The 24,603-nt window shown below is 71.0% G+C and carries 29 protein-coding genes; 20 read left to right on the top strand and 9 right to left on the bottom strand.

Annotated features, from left to right (window positions below; genetic code table 11):
• The first annotated feature begins 308 nt into the window (after positions 1 to 308).
• Positions 309 to 1,085 carry an NUDIX domain-containing protein gene (locus tag OHA55_RS24290; RefSeq protein ID WP_266709707.1) on the top strand — a complete coding sequence of 259 codons (777 nt, stop codon included), beginning with the start codon at positions 309 to 311 and terminating at the stop codon, positions 1,083 to 1,085.
• On the opposite strand, the gene OHA55_RS24285 is transcribed toward OHA55_RS24290, so the two are convergent.
• Positions 1,069 to 2,196, bottom strand: coding sequence for an XRE family transcriptional regulator (locus OHA55_RS24285; RefSeq protein WP_266709705.1), 1,128 nt, complete (start codon positions 2,194 to 2,196; stop codon positions 1,069 to 1,071). The genes OHA55_RS24290 and OHA55_RS24285 overlap by 17 nt on opposite strands.
• A 670-nt stretch (positions 2,197 to 2,866) precedes the next feature.
• On the opposite strand from OHA55_RS24285, the gene OHA55_RS24280 reads away from it, so the two are divergent.
• From OHA55_RS24280 to OHA55_RS24195, 18 genes are all read left to right on the top strand, one after another.
• Positions 2,867 to 3,133 (top strand): DUF6284 family protein, encoded by a 267-nt coding sequence (locus tag OHA55_RS24280; RefSeq protein ID WP_266709703.1) that lies wholly within the window; start codon positions 2,867 to 2,869, stop codon positions 3,131 to 3,133.
• On the top strand, positions 3,130 to 3,444 hold the full coding sequence (locus OHA55_RS24275; protein ID WP_323180449.1) for a DUF6303 family protein: 315 nt from the start codon (positions 3,130 to 3,132) through the stop codon (positions 3,442 to 3,444). Before OHA55_RS24280 ends, OHA55_RS24275 begins: the two co-directional genes overlap by 4 nt.
• On the top strand, positions 3,428 to 3,739 hold the full coding sequence (locus OHA55_RS24270) for a DUF6303 family protein (protein WP_266709701.1): 312 nt from the start codon (positions 3,428 to 3,430) through the stop codon (positions 3,737 to 3,739). Before OHA55_RS24275 ends, OHA55_RS24270 begins: the two co-directional genes overlap by 17 nt.
• Complete coding sequence (locus OHA55_RS24265; RefSeq protein ID WP_323180447.1) at positions 3,736 to 4,884, top strand: DUF2637 domain-containing protein; 1,149 nt, start codon at positions 3,736 to 3,738, stop codon at positions 4,882 to 4,884. The genes OHA55_RS24270 and OHA55_RS24265 overlap by 4 nt, the downstream gene beginning before the upstream one ends.
• Positions 4,881 to 5,210 (top strand): RRQRL motif-containing zinc-binding protein, encoded by a 330-nt coding sequence (locus OHA55_RS24260; protein WP_266709699.1) that lies wholly within the window; start codon positions 4,881 to 4,883, stop codon positions 5,208 to 5,210. The genes OHA55_RS24265 and OHA55_RS24260 overlap by 4 nt, the downstream gene beginning before the upstream one ends.
• Before the next feature lie 14 nt (positions 5,211 to 5,224).
• Complete coding sequence (locus OHA55_RS24255; RefSeq protein WP_266709697.1) at positions 5,225 to 5,599, top strand: RNase adapter RapZ; 375 nt, start codon at positions 5,225 to 5,227, stop codon at positions 5,597 to 5,599.
• 51 nt (positions 5,600 to 5,650) lie between these two features.
• Complete coding sequence (locus tag OHA55_RS24250) at positions 5,651 to 5,872, top strand: hypothetical protein (protein ID WP_266709695.1); 222 nt, start codon at positions 5,651 to 5,653, stop codon at positions 5,870 to 5,872.
• A 90-nt stretch (positions 5,873 to 5,962) separates the two neighbouring features.
• Positions 5,963 to 7,522: a hypothetical protein gene (locus OHA55_RS24245; RefSeq protein WP_266709693.1), complete on the top strand. Its 1,560-nt coding sequence runs from the start codon at positions 5,963 to 5,965 to the stop codon at positions 7,520 to 7,522.
• Position 7,523: 1 nt separating this feature from the next.
• The gene (locus tag OHA55_RS24240; RefSeq protein WP_266709691.1) at positions 7,524 to 9,614 is read left to right on the top strand and encodes a hypothetical protein; all 2,091 of its coding nucleotides are present in this window, start codon (positions 7,524 to 7,526) and stop codon (positions 9,612 to 9,614) included.
• A gap of 219 nt (positions 9,615 to 9,833) precedes the next feature.
• On the top strand, positions 9,834 to 10,319 hold the full coding sequence (locus tag OHA55_RS24235) for a hypothetical protein (RefSeq protein WP_266709689.1): 486 nt from the start codon (positions 9,834 to 9,836) through the stop codon (positions 10,317 to 10,319).
• 16 nt (positions 10,320 to 10,335) lie between these two features.
• The gene (locus tag OHA55_RS24230) at positions 10,336 to 10,602 is read left to right on the top strand and encodes a hypothetical protein (RefSeq protein ID WP_266709687.1); all 267 of its coding nucleotides are present in this window, start codon (positions 10,336 to 10,338) and stop codon (positions 10,600 to 10,602) included.
• 9 nt (positions 10,603 to 10,611) lie between these two features.
• Positions 10,612 to 10,893 (top strand): hypothetical protein, encoded by a 282-nt coding sequence (locus tag OHA55_RS24225; RefSeq protein ID WP_266709685.1) that lies wholly within the window; start codon positions 10,612 to 10,614, stop codon positions 10,891 to 10,893.
• Between the two features lie 83 nt (positions 10,894 to 10,976).
• Entirely contained in the window at positions 10,977 to 11,657 is a 681-nt protein-coding gene (locus OHA55_RS24220) for an SAM-dependent methyltransferase (protein WP_266709683.1), read from the top strand.
• On the top strand, positions 11,654 to 12,544 hold the full coding sequence (locus tag OHA55_RS24215; protein ID WP_266709681.1) for a bifunctional DNA primase/polymerase: 891 nt from the start codon (positions 11,654 to 11,656) through the stop codon (positions 12,542 to 12,544). The genes OHA55_RS24220 and OHA55_RS24215 overlap by 4 nt, the downstream gene beginning before the upstream one ends.
• Positions 12,541 to 12,888, top strand: a complete 348-nt coding sequence (locus tag OHA55_RS24210) for a hypothetical protein (protein WP_266709679.1) — start codon at positions 12,541 to 12,543, stop codon at positions 12,886 to 12,888. The genes OHA55_RS24215 and OHA55_RS24210 overlap by 4 nt, the downstream gene beginning before the upstream one ends.
• The gene (locus OHA55_RS24205; protein ID WP_266709677.1) at positions 12,885 to 14,111 is read left to right on the top strand and encodes a DUF3631 domain-containing protein; all 1,227 of its coding nucleotides are present in this window, start codon (positions 12,885 to 12,887) and stop codon (positions 14,109 to 14,111) included. The genes OHA55_RS24210 and OHA55_RS24205 overlap by 4 nt, the downstream gene beginning before the upstream one ends.
• A 158-nt stretch (positions 14,112 to 14,269) precedes the next feature.
• A complete protein-coding gene (locus OHA55_RS24200; RefSeq protein ID WP_266709675.1) occupies positions 14,270 to 14,518 on the top strand; it encodes an AlpA family transcriptional regulator in 249 nt (82 codons plus the stop codon).
• Between the two features lie 68 nt (positions 14,519 to 14,586).
• Complete coding sequence (locus OHA55_RS24195) at positions 14,587 to 15,846, top strand: site-specific integrase (protein ID WP_266709673.1); 1,260 nt, start codon at positions 14,587 to 14,589, stop codon at positions 15,844 to 15,846.
• A 240-nt stretch (positions 15,847 to 16,086) separates the two neighbouring features.
• On the opposite strand, the gene OHA55_RS24190 is transcribed toward OHA55_RS24195, so the two are convergent.
• The 5 genes from OHA55_RS24190 to rpsB form a co-directional block, all read right to left on the bottom strand.
• Positions 16,087 to 17,172, bottom strand: a complete 1,086-nt coding sequence (locus OHA55_RS24190; RefSeq protein ID WP_266709671.1) for a phosphatidate cytidylyltransferase — start codon at positions 17,170 to 17,172, stop codon at positions 16,087 to 16,089.
• Entirely contained in the window at positions 17,172 to 17,729 is a 558-nt protein-coding gene (frr, locus tag OHA55_RS24185; RefSeq protein WP_266709669.1) for a ribosome recycling factor, read from the bottom strand. Before frr ends, OHA55_RS24190 begins: the two co-directional genes overlap by 1 nt.
• A 120-nt stretch (positions 17,730 to 17,849) precedes the next feature.
• The gene (pyrH, locus tag OHA55_RS24180; protein WP_266709667.1) at positions 17,850 to 18,623 is read right to left on the bottom strand and encodes a UMP kinase; all 774 of its coding nucleotides are present in this window, start codon (positions 18,621 to 18,623) and stop codon (positions 17,850 to 17,852) included.
• A gap of 161 nt (positions 18,624 to 18,784) precedes the next feature.
• Positions 18,785 to 19,621, bottom strand: coding sequence for a translation elongation factor Ts (gene tsf, locus OHA55_RS24175; protein ID WP_266709665.1), 837 nt, complete (start codon positions 19,619 to 19,621; stop codon positions 18,785 to 18,787).
• Between the two features lie 102 nt (positions 19,622 to 19,723).
• The gene (gene rpsB, locus OHA55_RS24170) at positions 19,724 to 20,623 is read right to left on the bottom strand and encodes a 30S ribosomal protein S2 (protein ID WP_266709663.1); all 900 of its coding nucleotides are present in this window, start codon (positions 20,621 to 20,623) and stop codon (positions 19,724 to 19,726) included.
• Between the two features lie 431 nt (positions 20,624 to 21,054).
• Between rpsB and OHA55_RS24165 the strand changes: the two genes are divergently transcribed.
• Positions 21,055 to 21,639, top strand: coding sequence for a M23 family metallopeptidase (locus OHA55_RS24165; RefSeq protein ID WP_323180446.1), 585 nt, complete (start codon positions 21,055 to 21,057; stop codon positions 21,637 to 21,639).
• Positions 21,640 to 21,668: 29 nt separating this feature from the next.
• Here OHA55_RS24165 and OHA55_RS24160 read toward each other — a convergent pair whose 3' ends face one another.
• From OHA55_RS24160 to dprA, 3 genes are all read right to left on the bottom strand, one after another.
• Positions 21,669 to 22,226: a TetR/AcrR family transcriptional regulator gene (locus OHA55_RS24160; protein WP_266711105.1), complete on the bottom strand. Its 558-nt coding sequence runs from the start codon at positions 22,224 to 22,226 to the stop codon at positions 21,669 to 21,671.
• A gap of 94 nt (positions 22,227 to 22,320) precedes the next feature.
• On the bottom strand, positions 22,321 to 23,157 hold the full coding sequence (whiG, locus tag OHA55_RS24155; RefSeq protein ID WP_266709661.1) for an RNA polymerase sigma factor WhiG: 837 nt from the start codon (positions 23,155 to 23,157) through the stop codon (positions 22,321 to 22,323).
• A gap of 250 nt (positions 23,158 to 23,407) precedes the next feature.
• A complete protein-coding gene (gene dprA / locus OHA55_RS24150) occupies positions 23,408 to 24,544 on the bottom strand; it encodes a DNA-processing protein DprA (RefSeq protein WP_266711103.1) in 1,137 nt (378 codons plus the stop codon).
• Between the last annotated feature and the right edge of the window lie 59 nt (positions 24,545 to 24,603).

The raw sequence follows: 24,603 nt of genomic DNA, 5'->3' as shown, positions 1-24,603 counted from the left end.
TTGTCGGTGGTCGCTGGCGGTCCCGTGACGGCCCACACACGGCCCAGCCTCCTCCATAACGGCGCAGGTCAGGCGCGCGTGGCCGCGCTGGCACACGGGCTCCGTCTCAGATCGCGGCACCGCGCCAAATGGGGAGCGCGAGGTGTCGTGCGCGAGACCCAGAACACCCCCGGCGCTGCACACGCGCCCACCACCGTCGTGGCAGAGAGCCAATCTCCTCAAGAGAGGTCCCAATGGTCGAGTCACCCGTTCTTCTCCCCCGATACCCTGGCCACTCGCAACCGACGACCCGGGAGTGTGCGCCGAGGATGGGACCCAAAACACAGAGGGTCTACGAGACGATTCGAGCCTGGATCGAGTCGGGCCGGTTCAATCCCGGCGACAAGTTGCCGTCCGAGCGCACGCTGAGCGCCGAGCTTGAGATCGGCCGCACCGCACTGCGCCAGGTGCTTGCCAGGCTCGTGAGCGAGCACTTCATCAGGGCCCACGACCGCAGTTCGTACCGGGTCCTCGGCGCCGGGAACGCACCCACGCCACCCGAGGGTGAATCGTGGGCGATCCACGGTTCACGCCCCGTCTATGAGAATCGCTGGGTCACCCTCGACCTTGTCGATGTGGAGCCTCCAGGTGTGGAGCGTTTCGAGCATCACGTCGTGCGGCTCTTTCGCGTGGCCATCACAGCCGTAATTGATGAGCAGGACCGCGTGCTCATGCTCTGGCGGTACCGCTTCGTGCCGCACCAGTGGGGTTGGGAACTCCCCGGAGGAATCGTGGACCCGGGCGAGGACGCGGCTGCCGCGGCGGTGCGCGAGACGGAGGAAGAAACGGGCTGGCGTCCCGGGCCGGTTGAGCACGTCGTGAGTTACCAGCCGATGATCGGCATGGTGGACTCGCCTCACGAGATCTATGTTGCCCGTGGAGCCGAGAAGGTGGGGGAGCCTACCGACGGGGAAGAGGCGGGGGAGGTCTCTTGGGTGCCCCTGGATGACATCCCCCGCCTGATGTCCGAGGGCAAGCTCATGGGGTCGGGCACGCTCGTAGCTCTGCTTCACATCCTGGCGTCCCGCCCTAGAACCGCCCGGTAAGAAGTTCCACGCGCCGGCGATACCGCACGGAACCCGTGCGGTTCGCCAGCAGCCTCGCCTGCTGTAGATGAGACCTCGCTTCTTCCAGCTCTCCTCGGGTCAGGTGCGCCTGGGCGAGGTCGCAGTGCAGCCCAGCGTTCGCGCGCACAAATGACGTGTCCGCGCCGTTCAGCGAGGCGTACAGCTCTTCCACCGCCGACGTGTCCCCCAGCTTCACAAGGACGTTTCCGCGCCACCTCGCGAGATGGTCCGTGTTGAGGAAGATGGACAACATGTCCGCGTCTCTCAGCTCCCCGTCGTCGGGCAGTAGAGAGGTTGCCCGATCAAGGGCGGCTCGCGCCTCCGACTCCCGCCCGGCCGCCGCGCACAACTCGGCCTCTGTGGCTGCCAGCCACGCGCGCAGCCGGAGGGACTGACGCTCAGGGTGGGCGCGTTGCGCCTCTCTCGCCAGCTCGACCGCGAGTTGAGGGCGCCCCGCCTCCGCGAGGACGTACGCCTGCTCGCCCATAGCGTGGGCGAGGTAGAGCGGAGAGTCAGCGTCTTGCGCCGCTTTCTTGGCCACCTCGTACCGTCGCCACGCCCTATCCACCGCTCCTGCGTCAAGCGCCTGCCATGCAGCGAGAGTGGACGCCCCCGCCAGCGCTGCCGCAATGGGTCGCCGCGCCCCAGGCAGCACCGCGAACGTGAGCGCCTCTTCCATGGCCGCCAAGTGGCCTGCCATCTGGTCCACCAGGCCCGCCGCGCCCATCTGGCGGTCCATCGTGCGAAGTAGTTCCGTCTGCGCCAGGAACGACGGAACCAGGGACTCACTGAGGCTGCCCGCTGCGTCGATCCGGCTCAACAGGTCCGCGTAGCCGTCTGCCTGCAACTCCTCCACATCGGGTACGCCGCGCAGCTCTTGGTCAGTGACCCCGAGGAGCGGCCGGAGGACTGAGGCGTATCGGTCCGTGATGGACCGCCGCCCGTTCTCCCACTCCGAGACGTATGTCTTGAGGCTCGCGGCCGACGCGACATCCAGCAGCCGCTGTTCCGCGAAGCGTCGGATCTCGTAGACCAATCGGTCTTGCGACCATCCGCGCCCGGTCCTCGCGTTCTTCAGCCCACTGATCACGCCGCCTCCGAAAACCGCAGGTCGGAACTGGTTAACACCCTTGAGGTTAACCCCAGTTGGCTACCGGCGGCACCTCGTTTGGCCGTTCTCTGGAGACACGCACCAACACCTGGCCGACAGCAGGGGTTGCATCTGGTGCGCACCAGATGCCATGCTGTTGGTGCGCACCAGATGGGGCTACTGCCCGGGTCCGGTGCGCCCCACCGCCCGGAGGGTCCCGCGAGGGAGTGAGCCCGAAGGAAGCGGCGGTTCCTTTTGAACTGAACAGAGTGCGATTGATTCGACGGGGTGGAACGCCCCGTCCCTGCGGACGACCAGGTGATGTCGTCGGCGGCCCTTTCCGCGTGCTGGCTCTGGAGAACAGCGTGGCGATCATCCCTCCATAACTGGAGGTCAACGCCCCTGCTGCCACCTCGCGCGCACCGCCCTGCTGGCGTCAGAGCAGTGACGATGACGCACCGATTTCAGGCTCGGGATCGCTCAGCCGCGCAACGGCTGAGCGGCGAAGCCCTGCCGGTTGCCTCCCCCGTCCGTCCGGCCCATGGGTCGTACGGGCGGGGCTGAGGGGAGCCGGAGCGCACTTCCTGCTTCACCCACCAACGGCGCGGCCCCGGTGTTCGAGCACCGGGGCCGCAGTCGAGCCGTCCACCTGCTAGGGAGAAAACGACTCATGCGCACCATCGCTGCACTTCAGGCGACCGTTACGGCGGCTTCGCTCCGCTTCGAGCCGACCGCCGCCGAGCTGGACGCGATCGACGCCGAGATGCCCCTCATCCTCGCCGAGGTCGACTTGCTCGACGCGGAGATCATGACCATCGACCGCACGCCGACCGAGCTGGACGACCGGCGTATCCGCCGGGCCCGCCGGCGCGTCCTCGCCGAGCGCCGCAGCCTCACCAACCGGGCCGGTCTGGACCAGGCGGGCGGTGCGGCGTGACCGCGCCGATGCTGCCCGCGCAGATGTCGAACTCCGGCGGCCGGTGGCACCTGTACGTGCCGCTGACCGGCGAGGAGTGGCCCTGGCACGACTGGAGTCCCACCGCCCCGGTCCCCACCCCCGCCGAGCGGGCGCGGGCGCTGGCCGGTCTCGGCTACGACGTGGCCGGTGAGTGGACGTGGATCGAGGACAGCGAGGTCTACGGCGACCCGACATCTGCGGTCCTGCTCATCGCCACCGTCACCGTCCGGCCCGCCGCCACCGACCCCACGACGTTCGGGAGCGGGGGCCGCCGTGGCGCAGCGCTTTGAGGCGTGGACGGCCGAGGGCTTGACCGGGTGGGTCGTGACCATCGTGATGGTCGGGCCCGCGCACGGGTTCGGCCCCCGTCACCCCGTCGACCCGCCCGCCCCCTTCGGCGTCCCGACCGAGACCGTACGGGCCACCGCGCTCGCCGTTCTCGGCTACGTCGCCGAGGACGGGGCCCAGTGGTCGTCGCGGATGCTCGGCCCGCACAAGGTCTGGTCGATCCCGATCCGGCCGCTCGGCAGCATCCGCGGCCAGGTTCCCGAGGGTCAGATGTCGTTCAGTGAGGAGGAGCGATGAGCATGCTCGCCACCTTGTCGCCCCGGCAGATCGCTGCGGCCGAGCGGACGCTGTCCGCCGGCACGTGGGGCATCACCGCAGGGGCCGTCGCCTACTCCGTCCTCACCGTCACGCCTCTGGTCGCGCGGGTCACCCCGGGCGGGTGGGAGTGGACGGCACCCTTGCTGCCTCTCGTCGTGGACGCGGCGGTCATCACGTCCGTGAAACTCGACGCCACCGTCGCTCGGCTGGGCGAGAAGGCCGGCGGGTGGGCGACGTTGCTCCGGTGGATGTCCGGGGCGATGACGCTCGGCCTGAACGTCGGCGATTCCGCCTTGAACAAGGACGGGGTCGGGGTCGCTGTTCACGCGGTGATCCCGCTCATTCTGATCGTGATCGCGGATGCCGGACTCGCCTGGCGACGGGCGATCGGACGGGCCGTCGACAGGATCGAGCGTTCACGGGCCGCCGAGCAGGAAGCCCGTGAACAGAAGGCGGAGACCCGTGAACAGCGGGCCGCCGCCCGTGAACAAGAAGCCAGGCAGGCCCGTGAACAAGCTGCCGAACGTGAACGCGCGGAGCGTCGGGAGCGCGAGGAACGGGCCGAACGCCTGGAGCGCGAGCGGCTCGACCACGAGGCACGCCAGGCCCGGGAAGAACGTGAGCACACGGCGAGCATGGCCCGTGAGCAGGCCGAACGGGAAGCCGCCGAACGGCAGGCCGAACGGGAGACGCGGGAAGCCCGCGAGCGCCGCGAGGAAGAGCGGCGTGAACGCCAAGCCCGCGAGACCCGGGAAGCGCAGGACCGCGAGCGCGCCAAGGAGACGGAGAGCAATAATCTCGCGGGCTTGGCGGCTGCGGCCCTGGAACAGTACGGAAAGCCCGTGAACACGCCCCGCCCGGCCGTGAACACGCGTCCGGTCGCCGTGAACACGGACGAGATCACCGTGAACAACGACCGTGCGGCCGTGAACACGGAGAAGCCGTCGGCCCCCTTGGAGACGGGCGGCAAGCTGTCCGAGCAGGCTGCCCGTGAACACATCGCGGCGGCCGTGAACAAGAACCCGGGTGTGACCCTGCGAACGCTCGTGGACGAGACCGGTTGGTCCCTCGGGTGGGTCTCCGCCCGCCGCCAGGAACTCCAGACCGCCAGCGGTGAGCGGTGACCACCGCACCGTTCCCGTCGTACCGGTGGCACCTCGCCCCCGAGGGTCTGGCGACCCGCCGTCAGCTCCGCGCCCTTGGGCTCCGCCCCGGCGGACAGGACCCCGTCGCCGAGCTTCAGCGTCCGCGCCGGCGGCGGGGGCCGCTGGTCGCCTACCTCTACCGCATCGACCAGGCCAAGCCCGTTCGGCCGATGACCCCCGGCAGGCGGGCGGCGCTCGCCGCGGCGATGCTCGCCCGCCGCACCTGCCCGGCCTGCCGGACCGACCGGGGCTACTGCATCCCCCGGTCGCTCGGCATGTGCGTGACCTGCGCAGACTCCCTCTGACCTGAACGGACTCCATGGTCATCATCACGTCGTTCGGCTACCTCCACGACCCCACGCCGGGCGCGCACCTCGTGCTCGACCTTCGCCACCACTTCCGGGACCCGCATGTCTCTCCGGAGCTGAAGAACATGACCGCGCACGACGCTCCCGTGCGGGCCGCGGTCCTCGCGACGCCCGGCATCACCGGCCTGGTCGACGCCGCGGCCCGCGCGGTCGGCGCCTTCGCCGCTGGCCCGACCAGGGGTGACGTTGTCGTGGCGGTCGGGTGCGCGGGTGGCCGCCATCGGGCCCCGACCGTCGCCCGGGCCCTCGCCGACCGGCTCACCGCCGACGGCTACACCGTCGCCGTCCAGCACCGCGACCTGCACCGGCCCGTCGTCGAACGCTGACCGGCCGGACCGCTCGACCGTCCCCGCACCGTCACCGACCAGGGAGACCGCATGGAGAGTGCCCCGCCCCTCCCCGGACTCGTCCGGTACTTCTGGCTCCTGACGCTCGCCGGTCCGCGTGGCGAGTTCCTCAGCGGCACGGGCGTCGTCAACGTCGTCCCCGGCACGAGCCGGCACGCCGTGTACGAGGAGATCCGCTCCTACGTCCTGTCCGGCCGTCAGTTGCCCGCCGGTGCGCCGGTGGTTTTCGTTCTGGAGCGCGACGCGCTCTGACCTCACACAACACATTGCGCGGTGGCCCGGACTCTCGCTTGGTAGGCCGGGTCCGGGCCGCCGCTTCCTCCACAAGGGAGTGCGTTCAGCATGACGGAAGTCAGCACGGAACCACCAGCAGTCGCGGCTGCTGCCCCTCCTGAAACGCCTTCGCCCACCACGCCCACCGCTCCCGCGCCGGTTCAGCCGGTCGCCGGGGCGGCGGGGCACACGGCGGGCGGGTGGCCGGTCGTGCCGCTCGCGGTGACCGGTGCGAACTCCACGGTCGGTCTGATCGCCGCGTCAGCGGTGGCGGGCGGACCGGTCGGCGCGGTCCTGGCCGCCGCCGGGGCCGCGCTCGTCGGCACCGCGGTCGCCGCCCGCCACCGCAGCAAGGCGCGGACGGCCCGCAAGTCCAGCAACACCGTCCTGCGGAAGACCGCCGCCCGTACCGCTGGTGCCGGCTGGGGCCTCCCGACGCAGGGCGGCACCAACCGCGGTGCGGGGACCCGCTCCACCGGGTCCCCGCACCGCACCGCCGCCGGCGCCAAGGCGCCTTCGGCGGCCCAGCGTTCGGGCGCCGGTCCGGCAGGGTCCGGCGCCCGGTCGTCCACTGCCGGTCCGCGTAAGCCGTCCGACGGCTCCGGTGGGCGCCTCGCGCAGGTCAAGGCGTTGCGTGAGGCGGCACGGACACAGTCGCCGACGCGAACGGCGGCTCGTCAGAACGCTGTTCAAGGCAGGCGGTCGGTGGCCGATGCCCGGCGGGCCGCCCGTGCGGCGGCCCCGTCCGGCGGTCCGGGTAAGGCGGGGTCGTCCCGGGCGGGTCTGATCGCCCGTGCCGGGAAGGCTGCCGCGGGCAAGGCCCGGTCGCTGCGGGACGCGGCGGTCCGCAAGGGCCGTACCGCCCGGGACGAGCGGGCCGAGAAGCGGTTGTCCGCGAGCCGGGACCGGGTCCGCAAGGCGGCGGTCCGCCGGGCCGCCCGCAGCGCGCTGCGCAGGTCGGCGGCCCGCAAGCAAGGGCGCCGGCTCCTCGCCGCCCTGCTCGCGGCCCCGCTCGGGGTGGTCGGGATGCTGTCCACCCCGCTCGGCCGGAAGCTCGGCTGGGCCTGGCTGCAGCAGCCGGGCCGCCGCCTGTACCGGCACATGATGCGCACCGCCGAGGAGCGCAAGGCCGCCCGGGACACGGCGATACGCGCCCGGCTCACCGCCGAGGAGGAAGCCCTCGACACCGCCGCGGCCGGTGACGAACCGGAGATCGGCGACACCGTCCAGCGCCCGTTCCACCTGCTCCCCGCACAGCCCAACACCCCTGTGGAGGTTGTCAGCATGTCCGGATTCCGCTTCGAAGAGGCCGCCGCCGAGATGGAGAACGCGGCCGCCACCTACGAGCCCGAGAACAGCATGGAGATCCTCTCCATGGTCGAGAACCTGCCCGCCGCGCTCACGTCGGTGGCCAACACCTTCCGCATCCTCGCGGAGCGCTCCGACTCCGAGTTTCCGCTGGAGAAGGACATTGCCGGGGCGTTCGACGAGATCTACGGCGCCCTGATGCGGGCGGTCGACACCTCCGACGACCTCGGCGGCCTGTTCCGCCAGGTCCACGAACACGACATCGCCCGCCACGAGGACCCGCGCAACGGGCCCGAGGCCGAGAAGGGCTGGAACGTCTGACATGACCACCAACACCGCCACTTCGGGGCCGGTGTGGGACTGGGCGGCCGGTCACGGACCCGTGACCGGCGCTCTCTCCGCCACCACCGGCGCGTTCGCCCTCGCCGCCACCGGCGCCGCGACCGGCATGCCCCCCGCCTGGGCCCTCGCCGCCGGTACGGCCGGCGCTATCGGCCATACCGTCACCGGACTGCGGGCCCGCCTCGCCGCCCGCACCATCGCCCTGCGCTCCGCGTCCTGGCTCGTCGGCGCAGGCTGGACCACCTGGGCCACCGCGAGCGGCCCGCTGAGCTGGACCGCGCTGGGGTCCCTCGCCGTGATCGGCGTCGGGATCGCCACCACCGCCCGCTCCACCGGCCTCCACGAGGAAGCCCGCGAACTGGAAGCCCTCGAAGCGGCCGGACGGCAGGTCGCCGCCGAGCTGTCCGCCGAGCGGCGGACCATCGCCGCCGAGTGGGTCGACCGCATCCAGCGGGTCTGCGGCATCACGCTGCGGGTCCTCGCGGTCGAGATGTGGCCGGGCGGCATGGGCTTCACGATCGACGCCGAACTCCCGCCCGGTGGCACGACCTACCACCGCATCGCGCAGGAGCAGGCCAAGCTCTCCGCCGACGCCCGCCTCCCGCACGGCTGCACCGCCGCCGCCGGCCCCGGCATCGACCAGGGCCGCGTCCTGATCGACGTCACCACCAAGAACGTCCTGGAACAGGAAGTCTTCTACCCCTCGGACTACAGCCGCCTCTCCATCCACACCGGCATTCCCTGGGGGCTGCGGACCAACGCCGACGAGATCAAGGCATACCTGCGCGAGCAGTGCGCCCTGGTCGTCGGGCCGACCGGGTCGGGGAAGACGAACATGGTTCACACGATCCTTGCCGGGCTCGCCCGCGCCGAGGACGTTCTGACGTTCGTGATCGACCTCAACGCCGGTTCCGCCGGACTCCCCTGGGTCCGGCCCGCGTTCACCGCCACCGGTGCCCCGGTCGACGGGGTCCGCCCCGGCATCGACTGGCTCGCCGCCTCCCACGGCGAGGCCCTGACCATGCTGAACGCCCTGGTCAGGATCGCCAAGCACCGCAAAATCGCCTACCAGGACCTCATGGCGAAGGCGAACACCGACCTCCTGCCGATCAGCGCGCAGATCCCCCAGATCATGCTGGTCGTGGACGAAGGCGCGGAGATCCTGACCAGCACCGACCCGCAGGTCAAGAAGCTCGCCGCCGGAATCCTCGAAGTCATCCGCATCGCACGGGCGATGGGCGTGCGCACCATCCTCACCGCGCTCGGCGCGACCAGCAGCGTCCTGGGAAACCTCCTGCTCCGCCGGGAAGCGAAGGTCCGCGTCGCCCTGACCGGCGGCGAGAAGGAAGGCATGGACCTGGGCAAGCAGTTCCCCGGCTCCCACGGACTGCGCCCCGAGCAGGCCCCGTACAAGGGTGCCGGGTTCATGGGCACCCCCGAAAGTTCGCCCGCGCTGTTCAAGTCGTGGCGGATCCTGCCCAACCAGATCAGCGACATCGTCACCGCGACCACCCCCATCCACCCCACCCTCGACGCGCAGTCCGCACGCGCCGCCGGCCCCGCCTACACCGACCGGTGGAACCCCGACCGCACCCGGTGGATGCGCGACACCACCACCCCGGCGCCGGTATCCCCGGACGCCCCCCGCACCGCCGCAGACAGCGGCGCGCGGAGCGGGCTGAACCTGTCCGCGCTCCGCGACCAGGCCCAGCCCGCACCGGCCGCCGACGAGGAAGCCGCGGTCGCCGCGTTCATGGACCAGATCGACCGGCAGTTCGGCACCACCGCCGACCCCGCCGAGGACACCCCGGACCGGCCGGCCGCACCGGGGCTGAACCTGTCCGCGCTGCGGCCGGAGAACAGCGACGCCCGCCACGCCGCCCTCCAGCTCCTGATCGCCGCCGGAGCCGAGGGAACCGGGGCGTCCGCCATCGCCCGCGCGCTCGCCGACCGGTTCGGCACCACCCGCCAGACCATCGTCGGCTGGCTCAAGGAGTGGGCCGAGAGCGGTGAAGCCGTCCGCGTCGGCGAGGGCACCAAGACCCGCTACGTCCACCGCACCCACACCTGACCGGCCTCCCCTTGTCGCCTCCCGCCCGCCCCGTCCGGGGACCCCTCCAGACGGCCGTCTGAGGCCCGGAAACAGCTTGCGACCTGCAAGGCGACAAGCGACAAGACAAGACAAGCGACAAGGCGCACGACAAGCCAGACGACAAGCGACACGACAAGCAACGCGGGGCGGCACCCACCACGCCCGGGGGCCGCCCCGCCCTGCCGATGGGAGTTTTTTGTGCACTCCGAGCCCACGTACGAGATCACCACCCTCCCCCACCCGAACACCTCCGCGTACGGGCCGATGGTCCCCGCCGAACTCCCCCCGGGCGTCCAGCTCGTCACCCTCCCCGGCGGCATCCGCACCCTCGCCTACACCCAGCACCCCACCGGCCAGGTGCCGCAGTCGACCACCGCCACGGCGGCGCCGATCCCGACCTGGGCCAAGACCACCGCACTCCTCACCCCGACCATCGGCGGCGGCATCTCCGCCGCCGGCATCGGCCTCTCCTACGCCGCACCGGGACTGATCGCCATGAGCCACGCCCTCTGGGCCGCCGTCGCCCTCATCGCCGCAGCCGCCATCGGCATCCCCGTACTCCTCCGCCTCGCCCGCGCCGCCGCCACGAGCAGCACCGGCGGCGAGTCCACCACCCACATCACCCAGAACATCACCGCCACCGGCCTGTTCGGCAAAGCCAACGGCACCATCAACCACCACTGACCACGAAGGACCCTCCTTGCCCCGACTCCGCGTCCAGCTCACCGGATGGGACCGCCGCGCGCTGGTCCTGACCGACACCCCCCACCCGAACTGCCCCGACTGCCAGGGCGGCGGTGGCCACGCCCACGACTACGGCGACGAGTCCGGCGAGTACGTCGGCACCGAGTGGGAGCCCTGCACCTGCTGGGACGAGACCCGCCGGTGGACCCTGCTCCGTCTCCCCCGTACTCCCCGCCGCCGGGCCGCCGACCGCGACCCGTGGGGCACCGAACCGCCGTTCTGAGGAGAACCGATGAACCCCACGATGGCTGCCGAGATCGACGGCATCCACGTCAGCTTCACCGGCGATGAGGGCGCGATGCTCGCCCTCGGCCACCACCCCGCCGGCCGCGTCATCGCGGTCTTCCTCCACCTCGGCGACGACCTCACCGTCACCGCCGCCGACCTCACCCCGTGGATCACCGAGGAGTGGGCCGTCTTCACCGAGGACCCCGACCCCGACTACCAGTGGACCGCCACCCCGGCCCCCGAGGGCGCCCCCGGGGCGATGGCCGTCACGATCCTCCACGCCTAGCTACGCCGAGGGCGGCCCCCGCCTCGCCAAAGTCTGGGGCCGCCCTCGTCTGCCAGCACTCATGAGAACTGGAGACACCCAGCATGACCCAACCGACCCTCATCCGGCGAGCGTCCCACCGGCCGCGCCTGCTGGACCTCTACTGCTGCCAGGGCGGCGCCGCTGCCGGATACGACGCCGCCGGGTTCGACGTGACCGGCGTCGATATCAACCCGCAGCCGCTGTACCCGCACCGGTTCGTCCAGGGCGACGCGATCGAGTACGTGCGGGAGCATGGAGGCGAGTTCGACTTCATCCACGCCTCGCCCCCGTGCCAGCGCTACAGCCGCGCGCAGAAGATCCAGCACCGCGACCACCCCGACCTCATCGCCCCTACCCGGGCCGCCCTCGAAGCGACCGGCCGGCCGTGGGTCATCGAGAACGTCGAAGAGGCCGCCGAACAGCTCCGGGACCCGGTGACCCTGTGCGCCGCCGCGTTCGGGATGCGCACCTACCGCCACCGCCTCTTCGAGACCGGCGGCGGCTTCACCTTCGCCCCGCCCCCACACCCCGCACACCTGGCGCCCCTCACCAAGATGGGCCGCCCCCGGGCCGCCGGGCACTTCGCCCACTACGTCGGCAACTTCAGCGGCGTCCAGGAAGCCCGCGACGACATGCGGGTGCCGTGGATGACCCGCGACGGCATCCGCGAGTGCATCCCCCCGGCCTACGCCCAGTGGATCGGTGCCACCGTCCTCCAGACGCTGCTGGCGGTGGCGGCATGAGCGACCTCCTGACTGCCGCCCTGTCCGCCGCCGAGCGCGGCTGGCACGTCTTCCCGCTCCGCCCCGGCACCAAGCGGCCCGCGCTCCACGGCGAGAGCGCGTGCCCCCGCACCGGGCCCTGCACCACCGGCCACCTGAAGTGGGAGGACCGGGCCACCACCGACCCCGCCCGCATCCGCGCCGCGTGGGCGACCGGCGACTACAACATCGGCCTCGCGACGGGCCCGTCCGGGCTGGTCGTCGTGGACCTCGACAAGCCGAAAGACAGTACGGATGCGCCTGACGGCGCGGCCAACCTTGCGGCGCTCTTCGAGCGCGCCGGACAGCCCGTGCCCCGCACCCGCACGATCCGGACCGCGAGCGGCGGCGCCCACCTGCACTTCTCCGCCCCCGCCGCCGCCCGCCTCCACAACACCGCCGGGACCGTCGCCCCGCTGGTCGACACCCGGGCGTGGGGCGGCTACGTCGTCGCCGCCGGCAGCATCGTCAACGGCCACCGGTACGAGGTGGAAGGGCCCGCGCTCATCCGGCCTCTGCCCCCGGTCCTGATGGCGCTCCTCACCCCGCCCCACCCCAAGCCGGGCACTCTCCCGCCCCCGGCGGCCCCTGCGGGTCGGTCCGGCCGGTACGCCGCGAGCGTCCTCCAGCGCGAGCGGGAGAACGTCCGGACCGCACCCGAGGGAAGGCGCAACACCACCCTGCTCGCGTCCGTACGGGCCGTGGGCCGGTTCGTGGCCTGGGGAGACCTCCCCCGCGACGTGGTCGAGACGGCTTTTCAAGGAGAGGGCGAGGCAGTCGGGCTCACCACAGCCGAGTGCCGCGCCACCATCACCAGCGCTCTCAACTGGTCCATCCGCACCTGCCGGCCACGACCGGAGGCGGCATGACCACCCGACCCACCCCCCACCTGAAAAGCATCCCCGCGCCCACCACCCGCCCCCGCCCCGCCGAACCCGCCGAGCGGGACTCCAGCGGTAGCGCGCCGAAGGTCGTCGCCGAAGGCGTCCGTGTCGCTGTTCGCCCTGACCCGAGCGTCATCTCCGGCATCCGCCCCGGACTCCACATCCGGGGACTCGACCGCCGGGAAACCCCCAGCGCGGACTGGCTCTGCACGTGCGGCCACCACGAACGCGCACGCGGCCGGAACGCCGTCATCGCCCTCAACGCCCGTGTACAGACCGGTCACTGCCCCCACCGCACCACCGAGCAACACAGGAGGACCGCCGCATGACCACACAGCCCACGACACCCATCAACGGCGCCGAACTGCTCAACAAGGTCGAGCAGTTCCACCGCAGGTTCAACCTCTTCCCCCGCGAGGCCGCATACGTGGCGGTCGCCCTCTGGGACGCCCACGCCCACCTCGTGGACTGCTTCGAGACGACGCCCCGCATCGCGTTCCTCTCCCCGGAGCCCGGCAGCGGGAAGTCCCGTGCGCTGGAAATCATCGAGACCCTCACGCCCCGTGCCGTGAGCACCGAATCCGCCTCTGCCAACGCCCTCTACCGGCTGGTCGACGGCGACAACGGGCGACCCACCGTCCTCTTCGACGAAGTGGACACGATCTTCGGCCCCAAAGCCGGAGACAACGAGTCCCTGCGCGGCTTCCTCAACTCCGGCTACCGCCGCATCGGCGGCGCCATCCGCTGCGTCGGCGACGGCTCCAACCAGACGGCCACCACATTCTCCAGCTACTGCGCGGTCGCCATGGCCGGACTCGGCTCCTTGCCCGACACCATCCTCACCAGGTCCATCATCATCCGGATGCGCAAGCGCGCCCCGAACGAGAAGGTCGAGCCCTACCGGCAGCGCATCCACGAGAAGCAGGGCCACGCGCTGCGCGACCGCCTCGCCACGTGGGCCGAACAGGTCACCGACACCGTATCCAGCGCCTGGCCCACGATGCCCGAAGGCATCAGCGACCGGCCCGCCGACGTATGGGAGCCCTTGCTCGCCATCGCCGACGCGGCCGGCGGCGACTGGCCGGACCGGGCCCGTGCCGCGTGCGTCGAACTCGTCGCCGCTGCGAAGGAAGGTGACGCGGCCAGCCGGGGCGTTCAGCTCCTCACCGACCTGCGTGACCACGTCTTCCGTGGCGCGGACCGCATGCCGACTGCCGTCATCCTCGAAATGCTCCTCGCCATGGACGAAGCCCCCTGGGCCGACTTGGACGGGCGCCCCCTCACCTCGCGGACGCTCTCCCGCATGCTCAGCGACTACGTCACCACCGACAACGCCCCCATCAAGCCCCGCAGCATCCGCACCCCCAGTGGTGTCCCCAAGGGCTACTACGCCGTCGACCTCGCCGACGCGTGGAACCGGTACTGCCCCGTACCCCCCGCCAAGTCCGCTACATCCGCTACATCCGCTACACCGCAGGTCAGCGGGCACGGAAATGTAGCGGACACGCTCGATGTAGCGGATAGCTCCCGCTACAACCCCACCCCCGCCTGACCTCACAACCCCTCCCGCCGTAGCGGGAGCTATCCGCTACATCCCGCACATCCGCTACAAGAAACAGACCCCTGACCTGCGGTGTAGCGGATGTAGCGGATGTAGCGGACCTCTGGACCCAAGGGAAAGAGCAGACCACCTCCGACCAAGGAGCGCCGGTGCCCCAGAAGCGCACCCCGGAAGCCGACCCGCAAACGACCCTGCGCGCCGGCCTCCCCGACCGGTACCTCACCACCGACGACGTTGCCGAAATCCTCGGCGTCCCCGTCGAGACGCTCTATCAGTGGCGCAAGAAGCGGACCGGCCCGCCCGGATTCCGCATCGGCAAGCACACCCGCTACGACCCCGCCGACCTCTACGCCTGGATCGCCGAACAGAAGCGCTTGGACATCAGTCAAGCCGCCTGATCAACCACCAACCACCGAGGGCGGGCCCACACGGTCCCGCCCTCGGTGCATCCCCGAAAGGCCCACCCGTGGCAGGCCACATCCAAGACCGCTGGTTCAAGATCGAGACCACCGCCAACGGCAGCACTGTCCGCACCAAGACCGACCGCCACGGAACCGGGCTCCGCTACCGCGCCCGGTACGTCGGCCCCGACGGTACAGAGAAGTCCAAGTCCTTCCCTGACCGACAGAAGCGGCTCGCCGAGAGCTGGCTCGCCTCTGTCGCCTCCGACATGACCCGGGGCCAGTACATCGACCCCCGCGCGGCCCGAGTCACCTTCAAGGGTTACGCCGAGAAGTGGCTCAGCACGCACAGCGCGGATCTTTCGAGCCGGATCGTCACCGAGCAGCGTCTCCGTCTGCACGCGTTCCCCGTGCTTGGGTCGCGTCCGCTCGACTCCTTCCGGCCTGAACACCTGCGCGACCTGGTGAGCGCCCTTGAGGCGAACCCGCGTGTGGGCGGTGCGTACGCGCGCAACATCTACGGCGACGTTCGGGCCGTGTTGAGCGCGGCTGTGGACGACGGTCTCCTGCCTCGCAACCCGTGCTCCGCAAGGTCCGTACGTCCGCCGACGGTCGAACGTCGGCGCGTCACGCCGTGGCTGCCCTCCCAGGTTCAGGCAGTCCGACAGTCGCTTCCCGAGCGCTACCGGACCATGGTGGACACGGGTGCGGGGTGCGGGCTCCGTCAGGGGGAGATCGTGGGGCTCGCCGAGGACGCACTCGACTCCGGGGGCGGCATCCTGCGGGTCGTGCGGCAAGTGAAGCTCATCGGAGGCAAGGCCGTGTTCGCCCCGCCGAAGTGTGGCAAGGAGCGCGACGTGCCTCTGCCTTCCTCGGTGGCCGAGGCCCTGCGGGTGCACATGGACGCCTGCAAGCCGGTCGACATCACCCTGCCGTGGCGGAAGCCGGACGGCCCGAAGGTGACTGCCCGCCTCCTGTTTACCAACAGCGCCAACGGTGTCGTCTGGCGGAGCAACTTCAACATCCAGGAGTGGAAGCCGGCCCTTGCGCTGGCGGGACTCATCCCGGCCGCGCGGGACGGGAAGTACGTCTCCGCTCGCGAACACGGGATGCACGCACTGCGGCACTTCTACGCCTCCGTGCTGCTGGACGCCGGCGAGAGCATCAAGGCCGTCAGCCAGTACCTGGGACACACCGACCCCGCTCTCACGCTGAGGGTGTACGCGCACCTCATGCCATCGAGCCAGGAACGGACCCGGAACGCCATCGACGGGCTGTTTCTGCCCGCCGCCGAGGGGTCCGACGGCCCAGAGACGGCCCAGTAGCACGCGAACGGCCCTTGACCGGCGCTAAATATGCTGGTCAAGGGCCATTCGATGCCGAACCGCCGCCAGTTCTCCGGGCTTAGGCATGGTTCTTCCAGTGTCGCAGACGCGACGGGAAGGGCCCGCCGTCCTGTGGACAGCGGGCCCTTCGCACGCGAAAGCGCAGGTGGAACGCGGGGTGCGGGAACGTCCCGGCCCGCAGGAGCGAACGCCGGGGCGCCGCAGCCGGAACGTATCGCCTCAGCCGCTGCCGACGAACAGCACCAGAAGCAGCCAGACGACCGGAGCGGTCGGCAGGAGCGAGTCCAGCCGGTCCATGATCCCGCCGTGACCGGGCAGCAGCGTGCCCATGTCCTTGATGCCGAGATCCCGCTTGATCATCGATTCGCCGAGGTCGCCGAGGGTGGCGCTGGCGGCGACCGCGAGCCCCAGCAGGAGCCCCTGCCACCAGGAGCCGTCGTCGATGAGGAACTGCACGCACAGCGCGCCGCCCACCATCGCGAAGGCGATGGCCCCGAACAGTCCCTCGCGGGTCTTTCCGGGGCTGATGCGCGGGGCCAGCTTGTGCTTGCCGAACCGCCAGCCGACCGCGTACGCCCCGGTGTCGCTGATCACCGTCAGCAGCAGGAACGTGAGCACCCGCCAGGGGCCGTCGTCCGCGGCCAGCATCATCGCGACGAAGGTCGCGAGGAACGGCACGTAGAAGGCGGCGAAGACACCCGCGGTGACGTCCCGGAGGTATCCCTCCGGCTTCTCCGTCATCCGCCAGACGAGTACGGCCAGTGACGTGAGGGCCATCGCGATCCAGGCGCCGTCGGCGCCCCACACGTAGCCGGCCACGACCATGGCCGCGCCGCCCACCGCGAGCGGGACGAGCGGAGCTTTGATCGACTTCCGCTCGGCCAGCCGGGAGGTGAGCTCCCAGAGGCCGACGACGACGGCGACGGCGACGACACCGACGAAGACGGCCTTCACGACGAACAGCGAGGCGACGACCACGGCGCCGAGGCCCACGCCGACCCCTATGGCGGCCCGCAGGTCACGCCCCGCCCGTTTCTTCTGCGGAGCGGGGGGCGGGGCGTGCGCGGGTGCCTGCGGCACCTCGTCGCGGAACAGGGGGCCACTGATGTGCGTGGCGTCCCCGTCCCGTCGGTCGTGGTCGTCTGCGTCGTCTCTACCTGCGTCGGGAGTGTCCGGCACGATGGGCATGGGCCGAGTCTGCTGGGCGCCGTGCGCATCGTGGGCAGGACCCGCCGGAGCGGCCGCGATCTCGGACGTGCCCCAGTAGCCGGCTCCTTGCGGGGCGCCCCAGGAAGAGTCGTTCATCAGACTTCGAGCAGCTCGGCTTCCTTGTGCTTCAGCAGCTCGTCCACCTGCGCGACGTACTTCGCGGTGGTGTCGTCGAGCTCCTTCTCCGCACGGCGCACCTCGTCCTCGCCGGACTCCTTGTCCTTGACGAGCTTGTCGAGCGCCTCCTTCGCCTTGCGGCGGATGGAGCGGATCGAGATCTTGGAGTCCTCGGCCTTGGTCTTGGCGACCTTGATGTACTCCTTGCGGCGGTCCTGGGTGAGCTCCGGGAAGACCACTCGGATGATATTGCCGTCGTTGCTGGGGTTGACGCCCAGGTCGGAGTCGCGGATGGCCTGCTCGACGTTGCGCAGCGCGGTCTTGTCGAACGGCGTCACCACGGCCATGCGCGGCTCGGGAACCGAGAACGAGGCCAGCTGGTTGATCGGGGTCAGCGCGCCGTAGTAGTCGGCGACGATCTTGTTGAACATCGCCGGGTGCGCGCGGCCGGTCCGGATCGCGGCGAAGTCCTCTTTCGCCACGACAACGGCCTTCTCCATCTTCTCCTCGGCCTCGAGGAGGATTTCTTCGATCACCACGTGCTCCTGCGTGTCTTGAGTGGGCCCGGCATCGTCATCGCCGGGCCCTGCGGGTCCTGCGTCGCGTCCTCACCTGCACGGTGTCCGACCGGCAGGCCGTTGTCCATCCGTGGGCCGTCAGGCCCGGGTGCTCTCGTCACTCACGAGGGTGCCGATCTTCTCACCGTTGACGGCGCGGGCGATATTGCCGGCGGCGGTCAGTTCGAAGACCAGGATCGGGAGCCGGTTGTCGCGGCAGAGCGTGATCGCGGTGGCGTCGGCGATCTTCAGATCGCGGGCGAGCACCTCGCTGTACTCCAGCGCGTCGAACTTCACCGCGCCGGGGTTCTTCTTCGGGTCGGAGTCGTAGACCCCGTCGACCCCGTTCTTGCCCATCAGGAGTGCCTCGGCGTCGATCTCCAGGGCCCGCTGGGCGGCGGTGGTGTCGGTGGAGAAGTACGGCATGCCCATGCCGGCGCCGAAGATCACGACGCGTCCCTTCTCCAGGTGCCGCACGGCACGAAGGGGAATGTACGGCTCGGCGACCTGGCCCATGGTGATGGCGGTCTGTACGCGCGAGTCGATGCCCTCCTTCTCCAGGAAGTCCTGGAGCGCCAGGCAGTTCATCACGGTGCCGAGCATGCCCATGTAGTCGGACCGGGCCCGGTCCATGCCGCGCTGCTGGAGCTCGGCGCCGCGGAAGAAGTTGCCGCCGCCGATGACGACGGCGATCTCCGCGCCGTCGCGCACCACTGCGGCGATCTCGCGGGCGATGGCGTGCACGACGTCGGGATCGACTCCGAGTCCGCCGCCACCCGCGAACGCTTCGCCGGACAGCTTCAGCATGAAGCGTCCGCGCACCTTCTCGTCGCGCTTGTGGTCAACCTGTTTGGCGTCCGCGCCCTTGTCCATGGAAATTCTCCTCGTGCACATACGAAGAAGGCCATTGCCGGTGGGTCTGGTGTCCCTCAGCGGCAATGGCCTCCTCGTCAGATCTGCGGTCGCTCGGCAGGTGTGCGGCCGACGACTGCATCAGACCCTATCCCGGGTCCACCGTCATTCGCGGACGGGACTCAGATGCCGACCTTGATGCGCGTGAAGCGCTTCAGGGAGACACCGGCCTCGTCGAGAACCTTCTGCACCGACTTCTTGGCGTCCTTGGCGAAGGACTGCTCGACGACGACGACATCCTTGAAGAAGCCGTTGACGCGACCCTCGACGATCTTCGGGAGGGCGGCCTCGGGCTTGCCCTCCTCGCGCGAGGTGGCCTCGGCGACACGACGCTCGTTCTCGACCGTCTCGGCCGGGACCTCGTCGCGGCTGAGGTACTTCGGGGCGAAGGCGGCGATGTGCTGCGCGACGTCCTTGGCAACCTCGGCGTTCGGCTTGTCCAGCTCGACGAGCACGCCGACCTGCGGCGGAAGGTCGGGCATGGTGCGGTGCATGTACGCAGCCACGTAACCGCCGGTGAACTGCGCGAAGCGGTCCAGGACGATCTTCTCGCCGAGGTTGGCGTTGGCCTCGTCCACGAACGCCTGGACGGTCTTGCCGGCCTCGATCTCGGAGGCGAGCAGCGCCTCCAGGTCGGCCGGGGAGGTCGCGGCGACGTGCGCGGCGAGCGTGTTGGCGACGGCCTGGAACTTCTCGCTCTTGGCGACGAAGTCGGTCTCGCACTTCAGCTCGAGCAGGACGCCGGACGTCTTGTCGTCGGAGATGAGGGAGACGACCGCGCCGTTCTCGGCAGAACGGCCTTCGCGCTTGGCGACGCCCTTCTGACCCTTGATACGGAGGGCCTCGACGGCCTTGTCGACGCTGCCGTCGGCCTCGTCGAGGGCCTTCTTGCAGTCCATCATGCCGGCGCCGGTGAGCTCGCGGAGCTTCTTGACGTCAGCGGCGGTGTAGTTCGCCATGAGTCTGTGTTTCTCTCTCGAAGTCTGAAAGATCTACGGGTGGACGGCGGGGGCGGTGCGCATGGCACCGGCCCCCGCCGTCAGTCAGCCGTGACGGAGGTGTCAGGCCTGCTCGGTCTCGGCGGCAGCCTCGACCTCGGCGGTCTCGGCGGCAGCCTCGGCCGGCTCGGCGTCCGCGGCCTTCTCGGTCTCGGCGGAGGCCTGGACCTCGGCGTCGTCCTTCTTGTCGCCCTCGAGCAGGTCGCGCTCCCACTCGGCGAGGGGCTCGCCGGCGGCCTTCTCGCCCGGCTTCGAGTCACCGGTGGCGGCACCGGAACGGGCGATGAGGCCCTCGGCGACGGCGTCGGCGATCACGCGGGTGAGCAGGGTGACGGAGCGGATCGCGTCGTCGTTGCCCGGGATCTTGTAGTCGACCTCGTCGGGGTCGCAGTTGGTGTCGAGGATCGCGACGACCGGGATGTGGAGCTTGCGCGCCTCACCGACGGCGATGTGCTCCTTCTTGGTGTCGACGATCCAGACGGCGCTGGGCACCTTCTGCATCTCGCGGATACCACCGAGGGTCTTCTCCAGCTTGGCCTTCTCGCGGGAGAGAACCAGGAGCTCCTTCTTGGTGAGGCCGGAGGCGGCCACGTCCTCGAAGTCGATGAGCTCGAGCTCCTTCAGACGCTGAAGGCGCTTGTAGACGGTGGAGAAGTTGGTGAGCATGCCACCGAGCCAACGCTGGTTGACGTACGGCATGCCGACGCGCGTCGCCTGCTCGGCGATGGCCTCCTGGGCCTGCTTCTTCGTACCCACGAACATGATGGAGCCGCCGTGCGCGACGGTCTCCTTGACGAACTCGTAGGCGCGGTCGATGTACGACAGCGACTGGAGCAGGTCGATGATGTAGATGCCGTTGCGCTCGGTGAAGATGAAGCGCTTCATCTTCGGGTTCCAGCGACGGGTCTGGTGACCGAAGTGGACGCCGCTCTCCAGCAGCTCCCGCATCGTGACGACGGCCATGGCCATCTCCTTGAGGTACTCGGTTCCGCGACCGCAGGATTGCGCTCGCGCCTGACGCCCCACGCGCCGTGCCACGAAGGACCGAGAGGCGCGGCCACCGTCCGCTGAGGAGGTGGCGGGGCGTGCGAAGTCGACCCGGTCACCCGGGTCGCCACAAGAAGTGTACGGGACCCTTCGAGTGCCGGGTGACGGCGTTGTCCACAACCGGCGAGTACTCCACAGGCGGGGCCCGGGCCGCCCCGGCCGACGGCCTTCGGAGGCAGGGTTCCGGCATGCAGGGAACCCGCACGACCACATACCCGCCACGGGTACGGACACGCCCGGCCACCTACCCGTCACGGGCACGGACCCGCACGACCACATACCCGCCACCGGTACGGACACGCCCGGCCCCCTGCCCGTCATGGGTAGGGGCACGGCTCCGGCCACCGGTGCTCGCGCTCGTACTCCTGGCCCTCTGCGTCACCGCTCCGGCCGGCGCCTCGGCGCCCGCACCGGACGCGGGTCCGGCCTTCGGGGTACCGGCCGGCGCGGGTGCCGGTCCTGACGTCCGGGGCGCCCGTACCTGGCCGCTTGCGGGCAGGCCGGTGGTCGTACGGGGGTGGGAGCCGCCGGCCGGCCCGTACGCGCCCGGCCACCGGGGCGTGGACCTCGCCGCGCCCGCCGGCACCCGGGTCCGCGCGGTCGCGGCCGGACGCGTCGCCTTCGCGGGCCGCGTCGCCGGACGCGGGGTCCTCACCGTGGAACTGGCCGCAGGCGGCGATCCGCCGCTGCGCACCACGTACGAGCCCGTGCGCCCCCTGGTACGCGTCGGGGACGAAGTCCGGGCGGGCTCGCCGGTCGCGGTGACGGAGCCGGGCCCTTCGCACTGCGCGGCGGGGTGCCTCCACTGGGGTGCGCGGCGCGGCGACTCCTACGTCGATCCGCTCTCGCTGCTGCCGCCCGCCCTGCTGACGCGGGGCCCGTCACGGCTGCTGCCGGTGTCGGGCGTACCGCTGCCCGAGGACCAGCCGTGAGAGGTGGGGCGGGGTGGGGCGGGTGGAGATCAGCCCCGTACGCCGCGCAGGATCATGGCGACCGCGGTCTCGGCGATCACGCCGGGCTCCTCGGCCACGACCAGCTCGATGCGACGCACCGCCGCGTCGACGGAGCCCTGGAGCAGCATCGCCGCGAGCCTCGGCTGGGCGTGCCCGAGGTCGCCCAGCGCCTCGACGATCATGGTGATCAGTCCGCCGTGCGCGGCCCTGATCTTCTCCCGGGCCCCGGCGTCGAGTTCGCCTGCGGAGATGGCGACCACGGCGCGGTGACGCCTGTCCCCCACCAGTTCGAGCTGCTTGCGGACGTACGCCTCGATCTTCTCCTCGGGCGCCTGGGCCCGCGCCATGGCGTTCTCGACCTCGGCCGCCCACACGGGGAAGTCCACGGCGCAGAGTTCCTCGACGACGGCGGCGCGGGAACGGAAGTACTCGTACACCGACGACCTGGCGAGGCCCGTGCGTTCGGCGAGTGCGGGGAAGGTCAACGCCTCCGTCCCGCCCTCGGAAAGCAGGGAGCGCGCGGCATCCAGGAGGGCGCCGCGCTGCATGGTCCGGTGCTCGGCCACGGAGGCCGCTCGAATCCTGGGCACGGCTCCACTCTACGGCGGAGGGGCCGCGCGCGAAGGGGCCCGTCCCGGGCGTCCGCCGGTAGCGGGCCGCTCAGCGGCCCGCGTCGGCCAGTTTCGCGCGCAGCTGCAGGACCGACTTGGTGTGGATCTGGCTGACCCGGCTCTCGGTGACTCCGAGGACGTTGCCGATCTCGGCGAGCGTGAGCCCCTCGTAGTAGTAGAGGGTGACCACGGTCTTCTCCCGGTCCGGCAGGGTGTTGATGGCGCGGGCGAGCAGCCGTCTGAGCTCGCGGCCCTCGGCGACCTCCACCGGATCGTCGGCGGCGGTGTCCTCCAGCGTGTCCATCAGGCTGAGCCGGTTGCCCCCTTCGCCTCCGACGTGCAGCAGCTCTTCCAGGGCCACCACGTTCGCCAGCGACAACTGGCTGAAAACCGCGTGCAGTTCCTCCAGCGCGATCCCCATCTCGGCGGCGACCTCGGACTCCGACGGGGTGCGCCGCAACTGCGCTTCGAGCGTGGCGTACGCGCGCTCGACGTTCCGCGCCTTCTGCCGTACGGAACGCGGAATCCAGTCCAGTGCCCGGAGTTCGTCGATCATCGCGCCCCGGATACGGGTGATCGCGTACGTCTCGAACTTGATGGCCCGCTCGATGTCGAACTTCTCGATGGCGTCGATCAGTCCGAAGACGCCCGAGGAAACGAAGTCCGCCTGTTCGACGTTGGACGGGAGCCCCACACTGACCCGGCCCGCGACGTACTTGACGAGCGGCGAGTAGTGCAGGATCAGCTGCTCCCTCAGCCGCTCGTCTCCCGTGGACTTGTAACTGCGCCACAACTCTTCGAGGGAGGAGGGGGCGGAGGGCCGCACAGTGCCACGCGCAGCGGGTGGTACTGCCGCGCGGTCAGACCCGGAGGTGTGCTGGGGCATGTGGTGCCTTGAGCCGTTCTGCCGTGAAGTACTGGGGACTTGTGGGGAGCGGAGACCTGTGAGCGTAGCGTGACTGGGACGTCGCGTTGCGCGCTGGAAGAGGGCGGCAGGAGCGCGCTGGTGCGTCGCGCGCTCCCGGCGCCGGGCGCACCGGACGACCGGGGCCGACAGCGTGCTCGTCGGCCCCGGGAGTGGCGCCGCACGAACTCCCGAGGTCACCCCGCTTACCTTTTCACCCGAATGCCCCAGGTCAAGTACCGCCTCGCCGGGTGTCGTCGTTGGGTCTCGGCGCGGAGGCCGGACGCCAGATGTCGCCCTCCCGTTCGACGAACCCCAGTGAGTGCAGTTCGTACAGTCGCGCGAGCGTCTCGTCGGTCGACGTACCCGCGGACCGGGCGACGTCGCGCACCCCCGTCGTCCCCTCCCGGGGCAGCGCGTCCAGGACCGCGGCTGCGGCCGGGCCGAGCAGGTCCCTGGGGAGCACGGTCCCGCGCCGGACCGGGGCGAGGTCGCCGATCTCGCCGACGAGTTCGGCCACTTCGGCCGCGTCGGTGACCAGTACCCCTTCCCCGCGCAGCAGTTCGTGGACGCCGGCCGACAGTCCGCTGGTCGCGGGTCCCGGTACGCCCATGGTGAAGCGGCCGAGCCGCTGGGCGCCCCGGGCGGTCACCAGGGACCCGCTGCGGTACTCCGCCTCCACCACGACCGTGCCCCTGGTCAGCGCGGCGATCACTCTGTTGCGGAGGACGAACCTGCTGCGGGTCGGGTGGGTGCCCGGCGGCAGCTCCCCCACCAGGAGCCCCTCCCGCGCGATCCGGCCGATCAGCTCCGCGTGCCCGCGCGGGTAGGCGACGTCCACCCCGCTGGCCAGCACCGCGACCGTGGCGCCTCCGGCCGCGAGCGCTCCCCGGTGCGCCGCGCCGTCGACTCCGAAGGCGGCGCCGGAGACCACCACCCAGCCCCGCTCCGCGAGCCCGGCGCCCAGCGTGGCGGCCATGTGGGCGCCGTACGGGGTGCAGGCCCGCGCGCCGACCACCGCGACCGAGCGCAACGCCCAGAGCCGCAGGTCGGGGGCGCCCCGGATCCACAGCCCGACCGGGCGGGCGTCGCCGAGGTCGTCCAGCTGACCGGGCCACTCCCGGTCGCCCGGAACGACGAACCGCCCGCCTGCCCGGGCCACGGCCTCAAGGTCCGCCGCCGGGTCCGCGACGGCGGCCCTCATCCGGTAACCCGCGAGCCGGGCCGCCGTCATCCCGGGCAGCGTCTCGGGAGACCCGTCGTACGCGCTCAGGCGCCGCAGCAGCCCCGTCGCCCCGTGCGTACGCAGCCACCGGCCCGCCCGCTCGTCGCCGGGTTCGACGATCCTGGTGAGCGCGGCCCGCGCCAGCCGCTCGGCATCCGACGGCCCGCCCGCGGCCTCCCCTCCGTCCGCCGGCTCCCCCGGAC

It is taken from the genome of Streptomyces sp. NBC_00102, assembly GCF_026343115.1.
Lineage (GTDB): Bacteria > Actinomycetota > Actinomycetes > Streptomycetales > Streptomycetaceae > Streptomyces.
This window is presented reverse-complemented; position numbering and strand designations above follow the sequence as displayed.

Excerpts from the sequence above, each read along its gene's own strand:
- OHA55_RS24290 (WP_266709707.1), top strand. The coding sequence starts at position 309 with ATGGGACCCAAAACACAGAGGGTCTACGAGACGATTCGAGCCTGGATC.
- OHA55_RS24280 (WP_266709703.1), top strand. The coding sequence starts at position 2,867 with ATGCGCACCATCGCTGCACTTCAGGCGACCGTTACGGCGGCTTCGCTC.
- OHA55_RS24265 (WP_323180447.1), top strand. The coding sequence starts at position 3,736 with ATGAGCATGCTCGCCACCTTGTCGCCCCGGCAGATCGCTGCGGCCGAG.
- OHA55_RS24255 (WP_266709697.1), top strand. The coding sequence starts at position 5,225 with ATGGTCATCATCACGTCGTTCGGCTACCTCCACGACCCCACGCCGGGC.
- OHA55_RS24250 (WP_266709695.1), top strand. The coding sequence starts at position 5,651 with ATGGAGAGTGCCCCGCCCCTCCCCGGACTCGTCCGGTACTTCTGGCTC.
- OHA55_RS24245 (WP_266709693.1), top strand. The coding sequence starts at position 5,963 with ATGACGGAAGTCAGCACGGAACCACCAGCAGTCGCGGCTGCTGCCCCT.
- OHA55_RS24240 (WP_266709691.1), top strand. The coding sequence starts at position 7,524 with ATGACCACCAACACCGCCACTTCGGGGCCGGTGTGGGACTGGGCGGCC.
- OHA55_RS24225 (WP_266709685.1), top strand. The coding sequence starts at position 10,612 with ATGAACCCCACGATGGCTGCCGAGATCGACGGCATCCACGTCAGCTTC.
- OHA55_RS24220 (WP_266709683.1), top strand. The coding sequence starts at position 10,977 with ATGACCCAACCGACCCTCATCCGGCGAGCGTCCCACCGGCCGCGCCTG.
- OHA55_RS24215 (WP_266709681.1), top strand. The coding sequence starts at position 11,654 with ATGAGCGACCTCCTGACTGCCGCCCTGTCCGCCGCCGAGCGCGGCTGG.
- OHA55_RS24210 (WP_266709679.1), top strand. The coding sequence starts at position 12,541 with ATGACCACCCGACCCACCCCCCACCTGAAAAGCATCCCCGCGCCCACC.
- OHA55_RS24205 (WP_266709677.1), top strand. The coding sequence starts at position 12,885 with ATGACCACACAGCCCACGACACCCATCAACGGCGCCGAACTGCTCAAC.
- OHA55_RS24190 (WP_266709671.1), bottom strand. The coding sequence starts at position 17,172 with ATGAACGACTCTTCCTGGGGCGCCCCGCAAGGAGCCGGCTACTGGGGC.
- pyrH (WP_266709667.1), bottom strand. The coding sequence starts at position 18,623 with ATGGACAAGGGCGCGGACGCCAAACAGGTTGACCACAAGCGCGACGAG.
- tsf (WP_266709665.1), bottom strand. The coding sequence starts at position 19,621 with ATGGCGAACTACACCGCCGCTGACGTCAAGAAGCTCCGCGAGCTCACC.
- rpsB (WP_266709663.1), bottom strand. The coding sequence starts at position 20,623 with ATGGCCGTCGTCACGATGCGGGAGCTGCTGGAGAGCGGCGTCCACTTC.
- whiG (WP_266709661.1), bottom strand. The coding sequence starts at position 23,157 with ATGCCCCAGCACACCTCCGGGTCTGACCGCGCGGCAGTACCACCCGCT.